This window comes from Bacteriovorax sp. BAL6_X, from assembly GCF_000443995.1.
Lineage (GTDB): Bacteria > Bdellovibrionota > Bacteriovoracia > Bacteriovoracales > Bacteriovoracaceae > Halobacteriovorax_A.
In genome coordinates this window covers 98,053-114,602 of the sequence record NZ_AUMC01000008.1, presented here as the reverse complement: position 1 = coordinate 114,602, position 16,550 = coordinate 98,053, and the positions used below count along the sequence as shown (strand labels likewise).

The window sequence follows — 16,550 nt, the reverse complement described above, 5'->3', positions numbered from 1 at the left end:
AAAAGGTGGATGATGACAATATCAAATAAAGCACAAGAGCTTCTTCGTGATCTCGATACTGCACAGTATTCTCAATATATTTCAGCAAACTTCTTTGATGCTAGATTTATGGCCAATGAAGAAGATGCACTAAGAAAGAAGGCCTTGATTTATAGTGCCTTGACGATTGTGGGAAAAGTCGGGCCAAGCGCCTTATTTGTTATGACGTTTAGAGAAGCGGAAAGTTATTTAAGAGATAGTGCTGCCCAACATAGTTGGCCAGGAGTTTTAGACTTGAAAAAGTGGTTTGAAACGATTTTGCAAGAAATTCAGAAAGAGTTTTTTGAAAACGCCCTCATGAATAATAAAATAGAAGTTCTTAATTGGGAAAAATTAGACCTAAAGCAGCGTCTATTGAAAATGTCCTCACTTATTGAAAATGTGAATGCGACTCTGGAGAGTTATAACTTAGGTCAAATTCAATTATTTAGCATAGAAGAAAATGAGGTTTGTGTAGACAATGGCCTAGCTTTTGGTGGTCTGCGTCAGTTACAGGCCGATAGTTTAAGAGAGATGATTTATGATTGTATTGCTAAGTATATGAACTTTAGCTTTCAATCTCAGCGTATAAAATTAGTTGCGCAGTGATGTATAAGCAGTTAATATTAGATAGCTATACGGTAAAGAAAATTAACAAAAAATAGATTTTATAAAAGAGGAACTAGAATGAAGTTAACGGCCCTTGCACTTATCACACTAGGTATTTTTTCGATGAATACTGCTCACGCTCAAAGCGCGGCCAAAGGTAAGACTCTATACTCACGCTGTATTTCATGTCATGGTGATAATGGAGAAGGAAAGAAGTCGATGAACGCTCCTCGTATTGCGGGACAGTACGACTGGTATATTTACTCATCACTTGTTCAGTTTAAAACTGGTGAAAGAAAGAACCCAGATATGTTACCATTTATTAAAGGTCTGAACGACTCAGACTTTAAAGATCTTGCTGCTTATATCTCTACGCTATAATAGTAGAAAGATCTCAGTTTTTTTCAATATTATTTACTAGGAAGGAATCATGGTAAAGGCCATTCAATTAGGCGAATTAAGCTTTGAGTCAGTTACATCTCAAAAGAAAGTAAAAGACGTTTACGATTATAACGTCGAGGCATTCTCTGATAGTCCAGATTTTAAATGGACATTAGATGATATTAAGAAAGAATTATCTGACGGATGGCAGCTTTATTCAGTAAATCTATCGGAAGAAATTATTGCTGCGGCCTTTGTGAAGAAGGAAGATGATAAGCTTCTTTGTAAGAACACATCAATCAAGATGCAGCACAGTGGAAGTGGTTTTTCTCACAGAATTATGGACTTCTTTGAACAGGCTGCCAAAGAGTTTGATGTAAAAGAGATTGTTCACTTTTGTTCAATTGATAATTTCAGACAATATTCTCTAAATGAAAGTCATGGTTACGAAAAGACAGCACGTCGTCTTGGAAATAACGGTCACACGACAGAGTGGATCAAACAAGTCAGTAAGTAGTTGCTGGATAGTGTCTGGTGCTTAGGGGAGACTCATAGCGAGTTTTTCCCCAACTCTTTTCAATTCTCCCAGTTGTATTATCAATGATTGCTGTAAATGATTGTGGCATACCATTTACATCTCGATTGACGATGTAAATACTCTTTTTAGTAATCTTTAGTCTCTTGACGATTTCAAACTCACTGTCTGCTAATATAGGGAGGTTTTCTTTTACTTTCTTGATTACAGCGATATCTTCTTTCGTCAATTCTTTGGCAACGTCTGTTAAGGATTCATTTGCGTTTGAATCGTCTTTTGGAAAATCTGGTGTTGGTACAGAGGCAATCTTTCGAGAGTGATGTTTGTGTCCGTGATGATGCTTTCGTGCTTGATAACGGTGCTCGTTTTTACCACCAGTGGAAGAGTATTCTTTAGAATTAGACTTTCCTTCATTTTGATATGAAGAGATAATAAAAAGTGCTGCTAAAGAGATACTACAAAATAGTAAAAACTTTTTCATCTAGACCTTCTTTTGATTGATTCTATTGCTCAACCGTAAAGTTAATATTTAAAATGCTAAAAGGTTCTTCTCCTGCAAATTCAAAATCTTTGAAGTCATCATAATTAGTACTTGTCAGATCGTGGTAACAATCTTCACAGTTTGCAAATGTCATACGTAGGCGACATGAAACTTCTGTCCCTAGAGGGATATTCTTATTGATCTCAAAGAACATAATATTTGAGTCTGTAAATAGAGGGGTTCCTTGCTCTGCTTGCATTGTCTCTTGCCAGTTCGATTTTGGTGCCATGAAAGGAATGTTTTGTACATTTGTACTTGGGATGGCCTTTACAAAGCAATTATTTAAATCATCTTGCGTGCGATCTTCACCTTGTCCTAAGCAGTCTTTTTCAAGTAGTCCAATATCTGATTTCATTTTCTTTAAGAACTCATGTTGATTTAGGAGTTTTGTACTTGTGCCGTCATTATATGTAAGCATACATACAGGCATGATTCTTCCAGTATCGTTATAGTTTGTCTCACTTAATGGATCACAAACCCTTCCGCCTTGAGAAATAGAAGGGTAGCCATCACTTAAGTTTGAACAAGGTACACCATCTTGCATATGGGCCCAATCTGACGCCAGTACTCTGGTTCCGGCCATAATAGAGCTTGAGTTATTATAGACGCTAACAAATAGTCCTACGATCTCTCCTGGTGAAACCTTGCCATTTCCATTGTTATATCTTGCATCGACCGTCGTTACTTCTCCAACATCCATTTGATTTTGAATTGTTTGATATACTGACGAACGAATATCAAATACACTCAATGATGAGTATGAAGAGCGTGTATCTTTAACAAGAAGATTTTTGTTAATAAGTTCCGTCTTCTTACGATTTAGTGGGTTAACAGTGATATTTGTTGTTGAAACTGAATTGAAGTTATTATTATAAGTTCTAAAAAGTAGTAATCCGTATGAATCGAATAACTGCTCTAAGTTGTCCTTAGAGAAGTTCTGGTACGTACAAAGGTTGTACTGACTATTTGTGATATTGTAGACATTTCGAGCAAGTGATTGAGAAAAGCGTCTGAAGTTAATCGGGTTTACCGACTTAAGCCATTCTTTTGCATAGTCTTGATCTAGGTTGATTTGCCCAGATAGTCCATCTTTTGCTTGCGCTGAAAGGTCTCCAAGCTCACCTAATGACTCCACAAGAGCGTAGAAAACTAGCTTTTTGGCATCACCAATATTTCCTGTACAACGATTACTAAGTTCTTTTGTTAAAGCAACAAGTAGGTGACTGATAATTTGGCCATCAACGTGGATATCGTCAACACGTGCTTCCGTATTATATACATCGTATCCGAGATATTCTGGATAACTAAGTCTTGAGTCTTCATCGGTTGAGATCCCTGCAATATGCATTGAATCGTCTTCTGAGATAGGGCGTGAAGCATTTGCGAACTTTCCTAGGCCCCATTCTCCCATATGTTCTCTGTTGTTAGTGAAGTAAGAGAAGTAATCGGCAATACCTTCATTAATCGAGTAGGCCTCATCGTGTCCAAAATAACCAAGAGCTGACTCTTCTAGGCAAACTGGGTTTTGTGTATTTAAACAAAATGCTGCATTGAAGGCCCTGTTTCTATGGTTCATTAGACGATCAACTATAGCGTGACCAAATTCGTGATAAATAACAGATGGGTCCTGGGCCATCTTGATATTTTGATAACCAGGAATATAACCTAGTTTAATAAGGAAATTACTTGGATCAAAGCTGGCGTTCTTTCTTAGACTTGCATCGGCATGAACGACAAGTTTTGCTTTATTTGAAGCATTCCAATAGGCCTTATGTAAATCAGTATTTGTTGGAACTGATGAGTCGTAAGAGACTTGGTTAAGGCGGTCAAAGACATATGTTGTAATATCACCCAGGTAGGTATCGATGACTTTTGCCGTATGATAAAAAGCGTTGATTTGTAAGAATTCAGTAGTAGTAACAGGAAATGCCCATTTTCTTGATTCATTTTGAAATGCCGAAACTCCGGCATCCTCTGTTACTTCTAGACAGTCTCCAATCAGTGAGCAAGATTTTGTTAAATACTCATTACTGGTAATATAAATAGGTGAGCGAGTGATTAGAGTTGAAAGGTCTGTATTCTCATCTGCAGTGTAATCACTAAGGACTAGGGGATTGGCCGTTAAAACACGTCCATAATTTGCTGATACAGTATCTTGAGTATTACTTAGCGCAGAACCGCCTGAGCCTTCTCGTGATGAAGAAGCCTGATCGACCACACATGAGCTTGTAAGGATACTGATACACCCTATAATCCCTAGTGTATGAAGTAGTTCTTTTTTATTTTTAACTATACGTACCACAAATTTCAATTAGGCCTCCCATGCCCTTGAATCAATATATTCTTCTAATCTATAGAGCTACTGAATCATTCCATCTGACGCTAAGTCACGATCGATTTTTTCAATAAGCCCTGGAATAAACCCTTTTTGTCCATATTGAGATCCATTAATGGCCGCACAAGCTGTTCCACTATATTTCTCACCAATACGGTTCCATTCACTTTGAAGTCCTGGAGAGCTAATTTGAGTAATAATTTTTGCCTCGTATGCAACACCTAAAGCAACTAGCTTATCTTTTTCAAAGTCTCTTCTTTCTCTAGTAATACATTCTTCTTTTGCTGTATCGGCCTTTGAGTCACATAGTTTTCCAACATATTGGTCACGCCCTGATGAAAGCATTTTACAAAGACCTTTTCCGTCATAGTCTTCACTAATCTCAGCGGCCCTATTTTTTAGAGACTGAATTTGTTGAGCGATAATTAGGTTCTTATCTGAGATCACTTTAAGTGCATCATCTCCAATCTGTGTGCCATCGTTAATAAAGTTTTCAATATCATCTTTATACTTACTTTCCTCTTCTGAAAGGTTATCCGTAAGTTTCGTTGTTAGGGAAGTGATCAGTTGATCATCATTTTGCCCGCTATTGGAACAAGCGCTTTGTAGCTGAGCAAGAGATTTACCACTATTTGTTGAATCCTTTGATTCTCCATCTGATGGAATACTTCCTTCAGCAGATGCGCTTGCACATAGTTTCTTATACTCTGAAATTTGTTCAAAGATTAGAGTGCTTGAAGAGCCTCCGTTCATTGCCATTTGAAGAGGCGACTGTGCTCCTGATTGTGCTTGAAGGATGGAAGCAATTTCTGTTGCATCTGAGTATAGATCACTTGCATTATTGTCACCTGTACAACCAGGGCCAGGGCTTGAATCCTGTAGTCCTTTTAATTTATAGCAGAACTCAACCTGTTGTTGTGATGCTTCTGCAGCTTTTTCACCAGCTTCTTTCGCTGCTTTTTGTGCTGCTTGGTTTCGATCATTTATGGCAGTTGCACAATTTGAAACGAACTCTTGCCACTTTCCTCTTTCTTCTTGAAGGCTTTGGTTGATCTTTTCTACTTGTGAAGCTAAGTGAGTGTTCTGGTTCTCGAACCACTTGTTAAGATCATTTCTCATGCTTGCACTATTGCCGTTCATTCCTGCTAGTAGGTCACGCATGAAAGCTTCAGGATCTTTTTCTAATAGGATACCTTTTGTTTCAGCTTCATCCATTGGTTGATCAAGGTCTTGAAGTTTTCCAAATGTAAGACCAGATGAAGCAGGGATTCCATATGCTCTTGCCATTTCTGGTGTTAGGTTAGGGAACATATTCTTGTATGCATGATCAGAAACTTTTTGCATATGAGATTGCATTTGTGCCATTAAGGCCTTTGCTTTGTCTTCATATTGTTGCATTTGTGCATTGTAAGTATCTGCTTTTTGCTTAAGTTCTGCTGTCTTTGCATTCACAAGAGTTTCTGTGAAAGTAGCACATGTATTTACGTTGTCTGAACAAGCTGCTGCCTGAGTTACACAAAATGATTTACTAGATGTTTCATATACATCTGGCCCACACTTGCTAAGTTCAACAGCATTTCCATTACAATTGTAAATTAGCTCATCAATTTCCGCCATGATGCTTCCATTACCTTCTGAAGCAAGTGTTCTCTTTGTTAAAGACTGAAGTTTTTTAGCTTCTTCTTTTAGAGCTTTTGCTTCTGCTCGGTATGTTTCAAGATTTGCTACATCTCCAGCTGGTTTTAGATCACCATTGTAGATGGCCACACATTCATTCTTGATATCGCTGTAGTATTCCTTAGCTGATTTTGTCACGCTATTTCCACTGCTGTTAGAGACCGTGATTCTAATATCATTGTTGTTAAATGAGTTTGCAACGCTATCTAGAGAAGATAGAGATGTTGGATCAGAGAATGCATTAGATGCAGCTCTTTTAAATGATGAAAGAGTGTCACCTTGGTTTCCAAGTTTTACATTATCAAATGAGTTTACTGCTTGATTTATTGGAGTCGAGTATGCAGCAGCATTCTTTCCAGTCATACAGTCAATAATAAACTTTTCTTTGTACGAATCTTCTGATTTTGAAGCGAGGCGATCAACTTTAATTAAAAAGCTTGGATCATCAAACTTTGGTAGGTCAGCATCACTAACACCTAGGCTTGAGAGCATCGTTTGGACTTTCTTAAGTTTCGCTGTTGTGTTTTGAGCTGCAAAAGTTCTTGCTGATGAAAATAGGTTCGCAAATTGTGTCCCTTTAAAAAGGTCTTCTCTTAGTGCTTCATCATACCCACCAGCTTCAAGCCTTAGAGCAACTTTTTTCTTATCAGATTCAATTTGATTTCTCATTGTAATAAGAGAGCTTCCTCTAAAACGTTTTGCCTTACGATCATCACTACTCATTCTATCTTTTAGGCCAACAAGTCCACCTTGTTTCTTGATAATTTTGTTTACATCATATGCTTCCACACATGATGCTGGCATAATTTTATTAAAGTCTGTATTAATGAAGTCCTGGCTTACATTATTTCCACCACCATTAAGTAGGGCGTGTATTTCTTTGATTTTAATTCTATTTTTCTTTTGAATCTCTGCTACTTTTTTAAGTTCTGCTTCGAATTGTTCAATCATACGATCGTACTGAGAAGTCATTGATGCAAAGTTATCTTGAATACTCTTCATCCCATCTTCAATACATTGAGAACCAACGTATGGAGGAGTATTTCTTGGTTTTAGAAAGCTTGTGTATTCATTTAAAATATTTTGTCCAAATTCTAGTGCTTGCTCAGGAATCTTAAGGTTCCCACCAATATTACAGGCTCCGTTTGGTGCAAGAATTGGCTCTGGGGCAAGAGGACAGTTAAATGCAGGGTGCATTCTTCTTGACTGAAGCTTTTGTTGAGCATCGGACTTTGACTTATTAAATGCCTGAAGAGCTTGGATCTCAGTATTTGATAGACGGCCTTGGTTGTGCATTTGTTGAGAGATATCCCCAATCATGTTCAGGCCACCAATAACTGTTTTCATTCCCGAGCCGGCTGTGAACTCTGCCCAAGACTCACCATTTTTCTTAAAAGCGAATGCGCTCATCGGAATAGATGAGTGAATAAGTGTTAACGCCATTACGCTGACTTTAACTTTTTTGAAAGAGGAACTTGTTCCATTCTTTCTTAAGTTATTTTGCTCTTTGGCCTTCGTTAATCTTTTCACTTTACTTCCCCTGTCAATTCAATGCTTTATACTTATCGACATTTTAGTAATTTTCTTTATTTTATTAATGAATTGATGCTTGACCTAATAAATTGGTTAAATAAATCCTAAAGGGTGCAAATAAGTCGCTGATTTTATGTGATGGAACATGAGATTTCATGGTGTTAAAATACTTCTATAATTGAGAATATTTAAAATTTGAGTGCCAAAAATAGTGGCCGTTGGTTGAATTATCTATGACATTTTATACAAATCGCTACCTAAGAATTACTGCAACCATTATTGATTTATGTCTTTGCTTATTTATAAGCTACGGGCTCTTGGGTAGTGAGTTTATTTTATCTATTACAAATGCAATTTTTAATATTAAAAATCTTGGTACTTCAATCCAACATCTTTATGTCTACTTGATTACATATTTTCTCTACGTATTCTATTGCTCATTATTCTTTAGTATTACACTCGGTCAATATGTTTGTGGTGTTAGACTTGCTGCGGGCTCGGCCATACAAAAAAGATTAGGTGCAATCATGCGATTAATCTTATTACCTGTACGTCTCTTTTTGGATATCTTTGCAAGAGGGGTGGAGTCACCAATAAGTGTAAGACTGACGGCCTCAAGAATAACTTACAGGTCAAAAGTTTTATCTTACTTAGTCGCTACAATAATCTGTGTTGTCTCAATTGGCCTTACACCATTTAGTGCACTAATGTATAAGCAGCAATTATTTAGTAATCAGTTTGTTGATTTTGGCCTAAAAACTTTTGTTGAAGGAGAGATAACTGACTTTGAATCTTTCGCTGAAATTGGCTCCACAACACTCGGGTTTTCAAGTTTTACCAATTTAGATAATTCAAGATTTACCATAAGACCTAGCTTTGAAATTAGAAAAGTTGATTCAAAAACGATTTACCGTCCATTGATATCGATTTGGGATACAGAGCTTAAAAATAAGGGTATCTTTAAAATTTCATCACGCTTCGATCTCTATTCTCTTGTAAAGATTGCGCGTGATAATTTATTTCTTTTTGATTTGTATTATCCAGAGTTGAGTAAAGTGCTAGAACTGTCAAAAAGGGGAGATGATGATCTTTACTACCTGAGTAGTAGGGCGAGTCTTGAGCTCTTTGAACTTATTTCAAACGCCTTCCTCGTAAATTATAAGAGTATCCCAAGACTCATTTTAAAGGGACATTTTCAATTTCTTCCTTATCTTCAGCTTAAGATTGAATTAGAGAAGTTACTTGAGATTACCAATGATAACTATATCGACTTTATCAAAAGCGGTGAGAATATTCTCATTAGGAAAAAGGATTACTCAGGTGAGAATATAATATATCGTGAAACTTTCTTTAGTCTTTCTTTATTGAAGCCAATTGTCTACAAAAGTATTTGGGATCGAAATCTTGATAATGACAAGGCACAAACAGCTTTCTCAAATACACTCTTCTTTAAAGCGAGATGGGGAGAAAAAGTAAATCAACGGCTACATACTTGGGTAAAAGATAAAATCTATAATCCGCTTGTTGGTTTTGATTTAATTTCAAATAATACAGAGGTTGAGCTAACAAACGACTATACAAGAGGTCTAGAAAACTATCTTGTGGATTACTTTAGAATAGATGCAAAAAGGGCCCTCGAGTCACAAAATGATGATTATATTTCTAGTGTTCGTTCGGCCTTACAACGTTTTAGTCTTGTTTTTCAATTGGCCATGGAAAAAAATAAGAATTCTTATTCGAAGGCCACAATTAAAGGTTTTAATGACATCCTTCTTGCTCTAAAATTAAAAGATATTAAATTGCTTTCACAAGACAACACGAAGAAGACATTTGAGAAATCTCCACAAAAGGGGACACGCTCTAAAAAGAATAAGCGCCAACGCAAGCGTTAAAATAACAAAGGAAGTTGAGGGATGACATTATGGATGGCAGTCGTCTATGGAATAATTCAAGGGCTAACAGAGTTTTTACCAGTTTCTAGCTCAGGGCATCTCGCACTTTTACCTTTTATCTATGATTTTAAAGACCCTGGTATTTTCTTTGACCTTGCCATGCACGTTGGTACGGCATTGGCCGTAGGGATTTACTTCTTTAATGATGTGAAAAGAATCGTAAAAAATGCCGTGTTATTTCTTATACCCGGGAAATATTGTGACAACTTCACTAAAAACTATCTAATCGCAACTTTCTTTACAGGATTCTTTGCACTTATTTTAAAATCAACGGCCGAAAGCTATGGCCGTAATGAAGTCTTTATTGCTTTTAACTTGGCCTTTTTTGGAATTCTTCTTTTCATTTCAGATCGAATTGGAAAAACAAATAAGAATATGGAAGGCTTTAGGGCCTCCTCTTCAATTGTGATAGGACTCTCTCAAGTGCTTGCTATTTTTCCGGGGGTTTCTCGTTCGGGAATTACGATTACTGCAGCGAGATTTTTGGGGCTATCAAAGGAAGATGCATCTTCTTTTTCATTTTTACTTTCACTGCCATTAATCTTTGCGGCCTTCTTGTTGAAGACATATAACCTTATGGGCAATCCTCAGGGAGCGCAATTTGATGTACTAAGTTGTGTTGTAGGTGTTGTCGTTTCATTTGCCGTAGGACTTGCCACAATTCACTTTTTTATGAAGCTAATTAAGAGAATCCAGTTTGGATACTTTTTAATATACAGGCTAGTTTTAAGTGCTTTAGTTTTTTATCTTCTCAATTGATTCTTTAATTGAAATTTTAGGGGAGTAGCCAAAGTCCTTTAGAGCGTTGTCATGTTTAAAGTAATGTGAAGTTCCCATTTGTAAGGCCACAAATCTTGTCATTGCCGGCTGTCCCTCATATTTGCCAATTACCTTGTAAATGAACTCACAAATTGCTCCAATAAAATAAACTAGCTTTAACGAAACTTTCTTTGTTAATGGTGCAACACCTTTTGCCATTAAAATCTCATTGATAAAGTGCCATAGATTTACTGGACGCTCTTGGCCAATAAAGTAAGCTTTTCCTTGATTCTTTGCTTCAGCTATAAGTTCTTTTAGTGCCATAACATGTGCTAGTGAAGCATTTTCAACATAGTTGATATCCACTAAGTTATTGCCTTGTCCTATAATCTTTAAACGTCCACTCTTTGCTCTTTCTACTAAAGTAGGGATGATATTCTTATCTCTTTCACCGTATATGAGGTGTGGCCTAATTGCAGTTGTTAATAGCTGTGCAGAATTTGATTCTAAGACAAGTCTTTCTGCAACTGATTTTGTTCTTGCATATTCATTAAGGTAGATTTCAGGATAGGCAAGTGACTCATCACCATTTTTAATTTCTTCTTTTCCAAAGACAACACTAGGTGTACTTGTATAAACCAGGTATTTAACACCAACTTCCTTCATTGCTTTTAGAAGATTTCTTGTTCCGTCGATATTGATCTTTTCAAAGTCTTGCTTCCTTCCCCACATACCTACTTTTCCGGCAACGTGAAAAACAGCGTCAATATCTCTAAGGGCCTCTTTGATATCTTGAAAATTTGTTAAATCACCTTGATGTGTTCTTATGCCAAGCTCTTGGATTTCACTTGTGTGACGTCTTGAGAAATTAATGATCTCATGGCCCTCTCTGAGAAGGTCTTTCGCAATATGATGGCCAAGAAAGCCTGTAGCACCAGTGACAAGAATTTTCATTTTATTACCTCAGTTTTCCTTGCTGGGCCATTTGAGCTAAAGCCTTGCGATCAATTTTAATATTATGTCTAATATCGACTGGGAATTTAGAACAAATAAAAATCTCATCGATATCTTTTGTGTGACTATACTTATTGGCCATCACTTTAAGCTCTTGTTTAAGTCTAGACTTATTGAGAACTCTACCTATTGGCTCTATTGTTAGTGCTGGACGCACTCGATTATTTCTAAGAATCCAAATTAGTGCAGATTTATTAACTTGTGGATGCTTATTAAAAATGGCCTCTGTTGAAATAGGATAATATGTCGTTGCATGGGCCTTTACCTGATGGGCCTTTCTACCAAAGAACCAAACACGTCCTTGAGTATCTAGCTTTCCAAGATCACCCATTCGGTGCCAAAAAGTATAACCGTCATAAATTTTAGCTTCTTTCGTTTTGTCAGGAAGTTCATGGTAGGCAGCAGTAGCTGTTTTACTTCGTACGATGATTTCTCCGACCATTCCCGTAGCAAGTTGCTTTGTATCTTTAATGTCTTGAATTGCGCCATCGACATCTTTGATGATTCTAACTTCTACTCCTGGGCAAGCTCGTCCAATACAAGTACCACCACCTTGTGCCGTTTCAAACTGTGTGTTGGTTAAGACTTCTCGTCCATTAAAGCAACTAACAGGTAAACACTCTGTTGCTCCATATGGTGTGTACGTATCTGCATCTTCTCTTTCTAGGCGCGCTATTAGTTTCTCATGTACTTCATTTCTAACAGGAGCACCAAACATGACAATATGCTTTACGCTTTTAAGAGTCTGATTTGTTTTTTCTAGATAGTCTCCAACACGCTCCCAGATCGCTGGAGACCCAGCAATAAAAGTGGCACCATTATCATTGATATTTTTAACAAGTGCTTCTGGGTTACACTTTGCAGGTTTACTTGGATTCATATCAGGAATCACACTTGTCATACCCATGGACATTGTAAAGAATGAAAAGAGTGGGAAGCCCGGAACATCGACGTCTTCAGGTGTTAAGTCAAATAACTCTTGTAATACATCTGTTTGACGATTAAAGATTTCATGTGTGTACTCAACACCCTTTGGTCTTCCTGTTCCTCCTGAAGTAAAGAGAATGGCAGCAAGGTCACTACCTTCTACTTTTTGTGTTTCATACTCAAGTTGATCCTTTTCTTTTAACGATCTTATTGTTGTTAAGTGTGGAAGGATTTTAGCTTCTGTCGTGAAGAACTTCTTAATAGTCTTAAAGCTGTCCTTTTTAAACATTCTTAGAATATGAACAATATTAACAGCAATTAAATAGTCTGGTCTTGCGTCTTTAATTGCTTTGAAAAGATTTTTTAATCCCATTCCCGGATCTATTAAGATAGGAATTGCACCAATTTTAAATAGAGCAAATGTAAGGGCCGGGAAATCAAATGATGGCCTAACAAAGAGAAGAACCTTATCTCCTTTTTGGATACCTTCTAGACTTAAAGCTGCACTGTAATGAGAGCTTAGATCATTAAATTCTTTAAATGAGAGTTCATCATAGTGGTAACCGCTTCCAGTTTTTCTTGGGAACTTGATGCAAACCTTATCAGGTGTTTTCTGTGCCCAGTCTTCAATCCTATGCGCGATATTCATTTAAGAAACCTTTTATTTCTTTAAGACAATTCTCTCTTTCATCTTCAATTACGTAGTGGCCAGCATTCTCATAAACGACATACTTACTATTTGGGTAGAAATCTTTCCAACGTTTAAGAAATTTCATGTTGAAACAAAAATCTTGTGCACCCCAAAGAAACATCTTGGGGCATGTTACATTTTTAAGATTATCTTCAATTTGTGAAAGTCTTGCATATGTTGGATGACTACTTGATAAAGGTATATCTTTAACAAATCGAGCTGTTGCAATTCGGTTAGCATAATTATTATATGGGTGAAGATAACCTTCTTTAATATGCTTTGCTAATGGCTTTGTCGTTGTCATAAATGTAGCAGGCCATGCAAAGGCATTAAAAGTCCTAACCATTGGCTCTCCAATGACTGGAAGCTTACAAAGTGCGATACGTTTTGGAATATCAAGAGACTTAAAAGCCGCAGTATTAAGTAGGATGACACCTGTCACTGCTTGTGGCCTTGAAGTCGCAACACCCATTCCAATTGCGCCACCCCAATCATGAACTAAGAGCTTGAATATTTTTATCTCTAGTTGGTCGATTAATTTTAAAACATTATCAATATGATTTTCTAATGTGTAATCATAATCTTGTGGTTTGTCTGAAAGTCCGCAACCAAAGTGGTCTGGTACGATACAGCGATAGTCTTCTTGTAGCTCTTTGACAATATTCCTGTAATAGAAAGACCATGTTGGATTTCCATGAAGCATAATTATTACTTCACCTTCTGGGTTTCCTTCATCTAGGTAGTGGTATTTCTTTCCATCAATTTCAAAGAAGTTATTTCTAAATGGGTATTCATGCTGCCATGTATTTACTGTCATATTCATTACCAAGTTACTCCCAATACAGAACAAGATAGTCCTGATCCAATGCCAACAAGGGCAATTTTCTTGCCTTTTTCAATTCCCTTAACGTCATTCATCTTGGCAAGGGTAATTGGTAGGGCAGCTGATCCAGTGTTTCCAAGTGTATCAAATGTATCAAAGGTATCATGCTTATTAAGTCCTAACTTTCCTAGGACAACTTCTTTATGGGCCTTTCCTACTTGGTGGCCAATTACAATATCGATTTCTTTTGGGTTAAGGCCTGAATCATCGAATGTTTTCTTTGCTAAGGCCTTTCCATATTTTAATAATTCTTCTGAGTCTGTTTCCATAACAAGTGATTCAGGATTTCCATCCCCTTGGCATAGCTTATTGGCCTTAGAGTCACTGCGATTTGTGATTGAAGTGATACGAGGAGCGTTTGGTGCTTCATCTTTGTGAGAAAGACAATAGGCGACTCCTGCTGAACCAATAGTCAGGTTCGCAAAGTACTTCTTTACAGACTTTCTTGTAATGCTTTGATCTTCATTAAGTGTCTTTATTGTATTATCCAATAATGGAGCACTATTTTCACCAGAAAGAATAATAGCACGCTTGATGGCACCGGTTTCAATCATATTGGCCACAATCTCCCATGCACTTACCATTCCAAGGCAGGCGTTTGAGATATCAAAGAGCATACATTCACTAGGCATTTCAAGGTTTGCGTGAATAACTGAGGCCGTGGAAGGCTCTAAGAAATCACGACAGACACTTGAATTAATAAGAAGGTTAATGTCGCCCTTTTTGATGCCTTTTTTTGAAAGCTTATCTAAGAGCTTATTTCCTGCCTCTGTTGCAATAGAACTTGGCCTTGTTGAGTTTGGCCAAAAGCCGCGAGACTTGATTCCTGTCATTAGCTCAAGCCTTCCATGAGGAAGCTTAAGCCTTGTATAAATTGGCCCAAGTAATTCTTCTAACTTATCACTTGTTAGAATCTCTGGCGGTTCAATATAGGCATAGTCTTCTATAACGACATTATTATATTTCATTTAATCTTTTCCTTTTTATTCCATTAGTCCGTGAAGGTTTGCCATGGAAATACCACTTAACATGGAACCAATGATGCCAAGAAAGCCTTGGTCTGTTCCGCAAAGATATAGGCCGTCTACTGGAGTTCTTCCATCTCTTAACTTATCTGTTGAACCGTAAACACAACCACGAAGATGGCCAGTGTAGCGCTCAATTGTATGAGGAGTGAAGACGTCTTTAAATTTCACATCCAGTGATGCATTTGGATAGATATTCTTCAATGTTTGAAGTGATTGTTCGTAGACTTCATTCTTCATGGCAAGATAGGCCTTGCGATCTGTGTTTACTAATTCCTTCCACTTTTCATAATTAGCCATATAAGTCAGACGAATAACTCCTTCGTCACTATCATCACTAGCAAAGTTATTTGGGAAGCAAATAACGGCACTCTTATTATCGATGAAATCACTTGGCCCACGATACTGATAATCTTCTCTTTCGTTGTAAAAGAGAATTGTATCATTCATATCAAAGTCTTTTGGACGCTCATCTAGACAGAGAATCGTTTCACAAAATGTCATTGGCCCAACTGCAATTTTCTGTACAGTTTGCCCTTGTGTGATGGCCATTGTTTCTGGATGGCCCATGCTTGAGATGACCTTATCACACTCAAGTACTTCACCATTTTCAAGAGTGACGCTGCAAACTTTACCACTGTCACTTGTGTTAATTGATGCAACACCTGCGCGAAAACGAAGTTCACCCCCAAGTCCTTCATACTTATCAAGTAGGAGATTAATGATCTTCCTAACACCACCATCTGGTCTTGCAAAACCCTCTAGATAGATACTCTTAAACATGATTACGAATTGAGAAAAATCCATATCATCTTCCCATGCTGATCCGTAAATCAGAAGTGGTGCAAAGATCATGGAAATAAGCTTTTCGTTCTTTATATATTTTCTGGCAACATCTTTTGCCATGAATGTTTCATTATTTAGGGCGACTTCATTGAAGTCTCTAATATAGGCGACAAATTGGTTGAATTCATCAATGGATGCAGGAAACTTCTCTGCTATGTCTTGCGTTAGTTGCGCAAAATCGTTTGTAAATGTAAGACTCGTTTCTGGGAAGATGATCTTTGATTGCTTTTGTTCAATAAGAGCAAGCTCTGCCCAAGGGATTCTAAGTTGCTTAAGAAGTTTTGTAAGAGGCCTTCCTCTTTCTCCTCTTTGGGCGAAATTTGTAAGGGCGTGAAGGCCAACATCAAAATTTCTCTTACCACGTCTGTAGTATGAGTTGAGCCCTCCAGAGATTGAATGCTTTTCAAGGCAGACGACTTTTTTACCAAACATTGCAAGCCTTATACTTGCTGCAAGGCCGCTCATTCCAGCGCCAATTACTATTACATCATATTTTTGAGTCATAATTATTTCTTTTAAAAATAAGGCCACCTAAGTGGCCCTTATCAAGCTTATTGAAATTTTGGTGTAAGGTAAGCAACACAAGAATTCATAGAAGCTAGCTCTGGGTAATCTTCTTGAGGTACTTCAATCGAGTGTTGTTTCTTAAGTTCCATAACGATATCAAGGAAGTCCATAGAATCTAGGTCTAGTTGATCTCTTAGTGGAGTTGCATCATCAATTGTTGTTACATCATCATCAACTGCAATGTCTGCGATAATATTAACTACGATTTCTCTTACTTGTTCTGGTGTCATTTTAATCTCCTGTCTTTTCAATGATTT

At 37.3% G+C, this 16,550-nt stretch carries 14 protein-coding genes; 5 read left to right on the top strand and 9 right to left on the bottom strand.

Annotated features, from left to right (window positions below):
- The first annotated feature begins 9 nt into the window (after nucleotides 1-9).
- From M902_RS07905 to M902_RS07895, 3 genes are all read left to right on the top strand, one after another.
- Nucleotides 10-627: a hypothetical protein gene (locus M902_RS07905; RefSeq protein WP_156979774.1), complete on the top strand. Its 618-nt coding sequence runs from the start codon at nucleotides 10-12 to the stop codon at nucleotides 625-627.
- 78 nt (nucleotides 628-705) lie between these two features.
- Nucleotides 706-1,008: a cytochrome c gene (locus M902_RS07900; RefSeq protein ID WP_021267353.1), complete on the top strand. Its 303-nt coding sequence runs from the start codon at nucleotides 706-708 to the stop codon at nucleotides 1,006-1,008.
- Nucleotides 1,009-1,057: 49 nt separating this feature from the next.
- Nucleotides 1,058-1,525 carry a hypothetical protein gene (locus tag M902_RS07895; protein WP_021267188.1) on the top strand — a complete coding sequence of 156 codons (468 nt, stop codon included), beginning with the start codon at nucleotides 1,058-1,060 and terminating at the stop codon, nucleotides 1,523-1,525.
- Here M902_RS07895 and M902_RS07890 read toward each other — a convergent pair.
- From M902_RS07890 to M902_RS07880, 3 genes are read right to left on the bottom strand one after another with little or no spacing between them, the layout of a single operon-like run.
- Nucleotides 1,515-2,024, bottom strand: a complete 510-nt coding sequence (locus M902_RS07890; protein ID WP_021267225.1) for a hypothetical protein — start codon at nucleotides 2,022-2,024, stop codon at nucleotides 1,515-1,517. The genes M902_RS07895 and M902_RS07890 overlap by 11 nt on opposite strands.
- 22 nt (nucleotides 2,025-2,046) lie before the next feature.
- Nucleotides 2,047-4,395 (bottom strand): lipoprotein, encoded by a 2,349-nt coding sequence (locus M902_RS07885; protein ID WP_021267287.1) that lies wholly within the window; start codon nucleotides 4,393-4,395, stop codon nucleotides 2,047-2,049.
- A 48-nt stretch (nucleotides 4,396-4,443) separates the two neighbouring features.
- A complete protein-coding gene (locus tag M902_RS07880) occupies nucleotides 4,444-7,626 on the bottom strand; it encodes a hypothetical protein (RefSeq protein ID WP_021267204.1) in 3,183 nt (1,060 codons plus the stop codon).
- 236 nt (nucleotides 7,627-7,862) lie between these two features.
- Here M902_RS07880 and M902_RS07875 point away from each other — a divergent pair, with 236 nt between their 5' ends.
- Entirely contained in the window at nucleotides 7,863-9,521 is a 1,659-nt protein-coding gene (locus M902_RS07875; protein WP_021267346.1) for a hypothetical protein, read from the top strand.
- Nucleotides 9,522-9,542: 21 nt separating this feature from the next.
- Complete coding sequence (locus M902_RS07870; RefSeq protein ID WP_021267213.1) at nucleotides 9,543-10,340, top strand: undecaprenyl-diphosphate phosphatase; 798 nt, start codon at nucleotides 9,543-9,545, stop codon at nucleotides 10,338-10,340.
- Here the strand turns inward: M902_RS07870 and M902_RS07865 are convergent.
- From M902_RS07865 to M902_RS07840, 6 genes are read right to left on the bottom strand one after another with little or no spacing between them, the layout of a single operon-like run.
- Nucleotides 10,317-11,294, bottom strand: a complete 978-nt coding sequence (locus tag M902_RS07865; RefSeq protein ID WP_021267146.1) for an NAD-dependent epimerase/dehydratase family protein — start codon at nucleotides 11,292-11,294, stop codon at nucleotides 10,317-10,319. The two genes, M902_RS07870 and M902_RS07865, sit on opposite strands and share 24 nt — an antisense overlap.
- 4 nt (nucleotides 11,295-11,298) lie before the next feature.
- The gene (locus M902_RS07860; RefSeq protein WP_021267199.1) at nucleotides 11,299-12,930 is read right to left on the bottom strand and encodes a fatty acid CoA ligase family protein; all 1,632 of its coding nucleotides are present in this window, start codon (nucleotides 12,928-12,930) and stop codon (nucleotides 11,299-11,301) included.
- A complete protein-coding gene (locus M902_RS07855) occupies nucleotides 12,914-13,795 on the bottom strand; it encodes an alpha/beta fold hydrolase (RefSeq protein ID WP_021267325.1) in 882 nt (293 codons plus the stop codon). Before M902_RS07855 ends, M902_RS07860 begins: the two co-directional genes overlap by 17 nt.
- Nucleotides 13,795-14,823: a 3-oxoacyl-ACP synthase III gene (locus M902_RS07850; RefSeq protein WP_021267235.1), complete on the bottom strand. Its 1,029-nt coding sequence runs from the start codon at nucleotides 14,821-14,823 to the stop codon at nucleotides 13,795-13,797. The genes M902_RS07855 and M902_RS07850 overlap by 1 nt, the downstream gene beginning before the upstream one ends.
- A 15-nt stretch (nucleotides 14,824-14,838) precedes the next feature.
- Entirely contained in the window at nucleotides 14,839-16,230 is a 1,392-nt protein-coding gene (locus M902_RS07845) for an NAD(P)/FAD-dependent oxidoreductase (RefSeq protein ID WP_040314511.1), read from the bottom strand.
- 47 nt (nucleotides 16,231-16,277) lie between these two features.
- Nucleotides 16,278-16,523, bottom strand: coding sequence for an acyl carrier protein (locus M902_RS07840; RefSeq protein WP_021267153.1), 246 nt, complete (start codon nucleotides 16,521-16,523; stop codon nucleotides 16,278-16,280).
- Nucleotides 16,524-16,550: the final 27 nt, after the last annotated feature.

What these genes read in the sequence shown, in the direction of transcription:
- M902_RS07905 (WP_156979774.1), top strand. Translation starts at nt 10, where the DNA reads ATGATGACAATATCAAATAAAGCACAAGAGCTTCTTCGTGATCTCGAT.
- M902_RS07900 (WP_021267353.1), top strand. Translation starts at nt 706, where the DNA reads ATGAAGTTAACGGCCCTTGCACTTATCACACTAGGTATTTTTTCGATG.
- M902_RS07895 (WP_021267188.1), top strand. Translation starts at nt 1,058, where the DNA reads ATGGTAAAGGCCATTCAATTAGGCGAATTAAGCTTTGAGTCAGTTACA.
- M902_RS07890 (WP_021267225.1), bottom strand. Translation starts at nt 2,024, where the DNA reads ATGAAAAAGTTTTTACTATTTTGTAGTATCTCTTTAGCAGCACTTTTT.
- M902_RS07875 (WP_021267346.1), top strand. Translation starts at nt 7,863, where the DNA reads ATGACATTTTATACAAATCGCTACCTAAGAATTACTGCAACCATTATT.
- M902_RS07870 (WP_021267213.1), top strand. Translation starts at nt 9,543, where the DNA reads ATGACATTATGGATGGCAGTCGTCTATGGAATAATTCAAGGGCTAACA.
- M902_RS07865 (WP_021267146.1), bottom strand. Translation starts at nt 11,294, where the DNA reads ATGAAAATTCTTGTCACTGGTGCTACAGGCTTTCTTGGCCATCATATT.
- M902_RS07860 (WP_021267199.1), bottom strand. Translation starts at nt 12,930, where the DNA reads ATGAATATCGCGCATAGGATTGAAGACTGGGCACAGAAAACACCTGAT.
- M902_RS07855 (WP_021267325.1), bottom strand. Translation starts at nt 13,795, where the DNA reads ATGAATATGACAGTAAATACATGGCAGCATGAATACCCATTTAGAAAT.
- M902_RS07850 (WP_021267235.1), bottom strand. Translation starts at nt 14,823, where the DNA reads ATGAAATATAATAATGTCGTTATAGAAGACTATGCCTATATTGAACCG.
- M902_RS07845 (WP_040314511.1), bottom strand. Translation starts at nt 16,230, where the DNA reads ATGACTCAAAAATATGATGTAATAGTAATTGGCGCTGGAATGAGCGGC.
- M902_RS07840 (WP_021267153.1), bottom strand. Translation starts at nt 16,523, where the DNA reads ATGACACCAGAACAAGTAAGAGAAATCGTAGTTAATATTATCGCAGAC.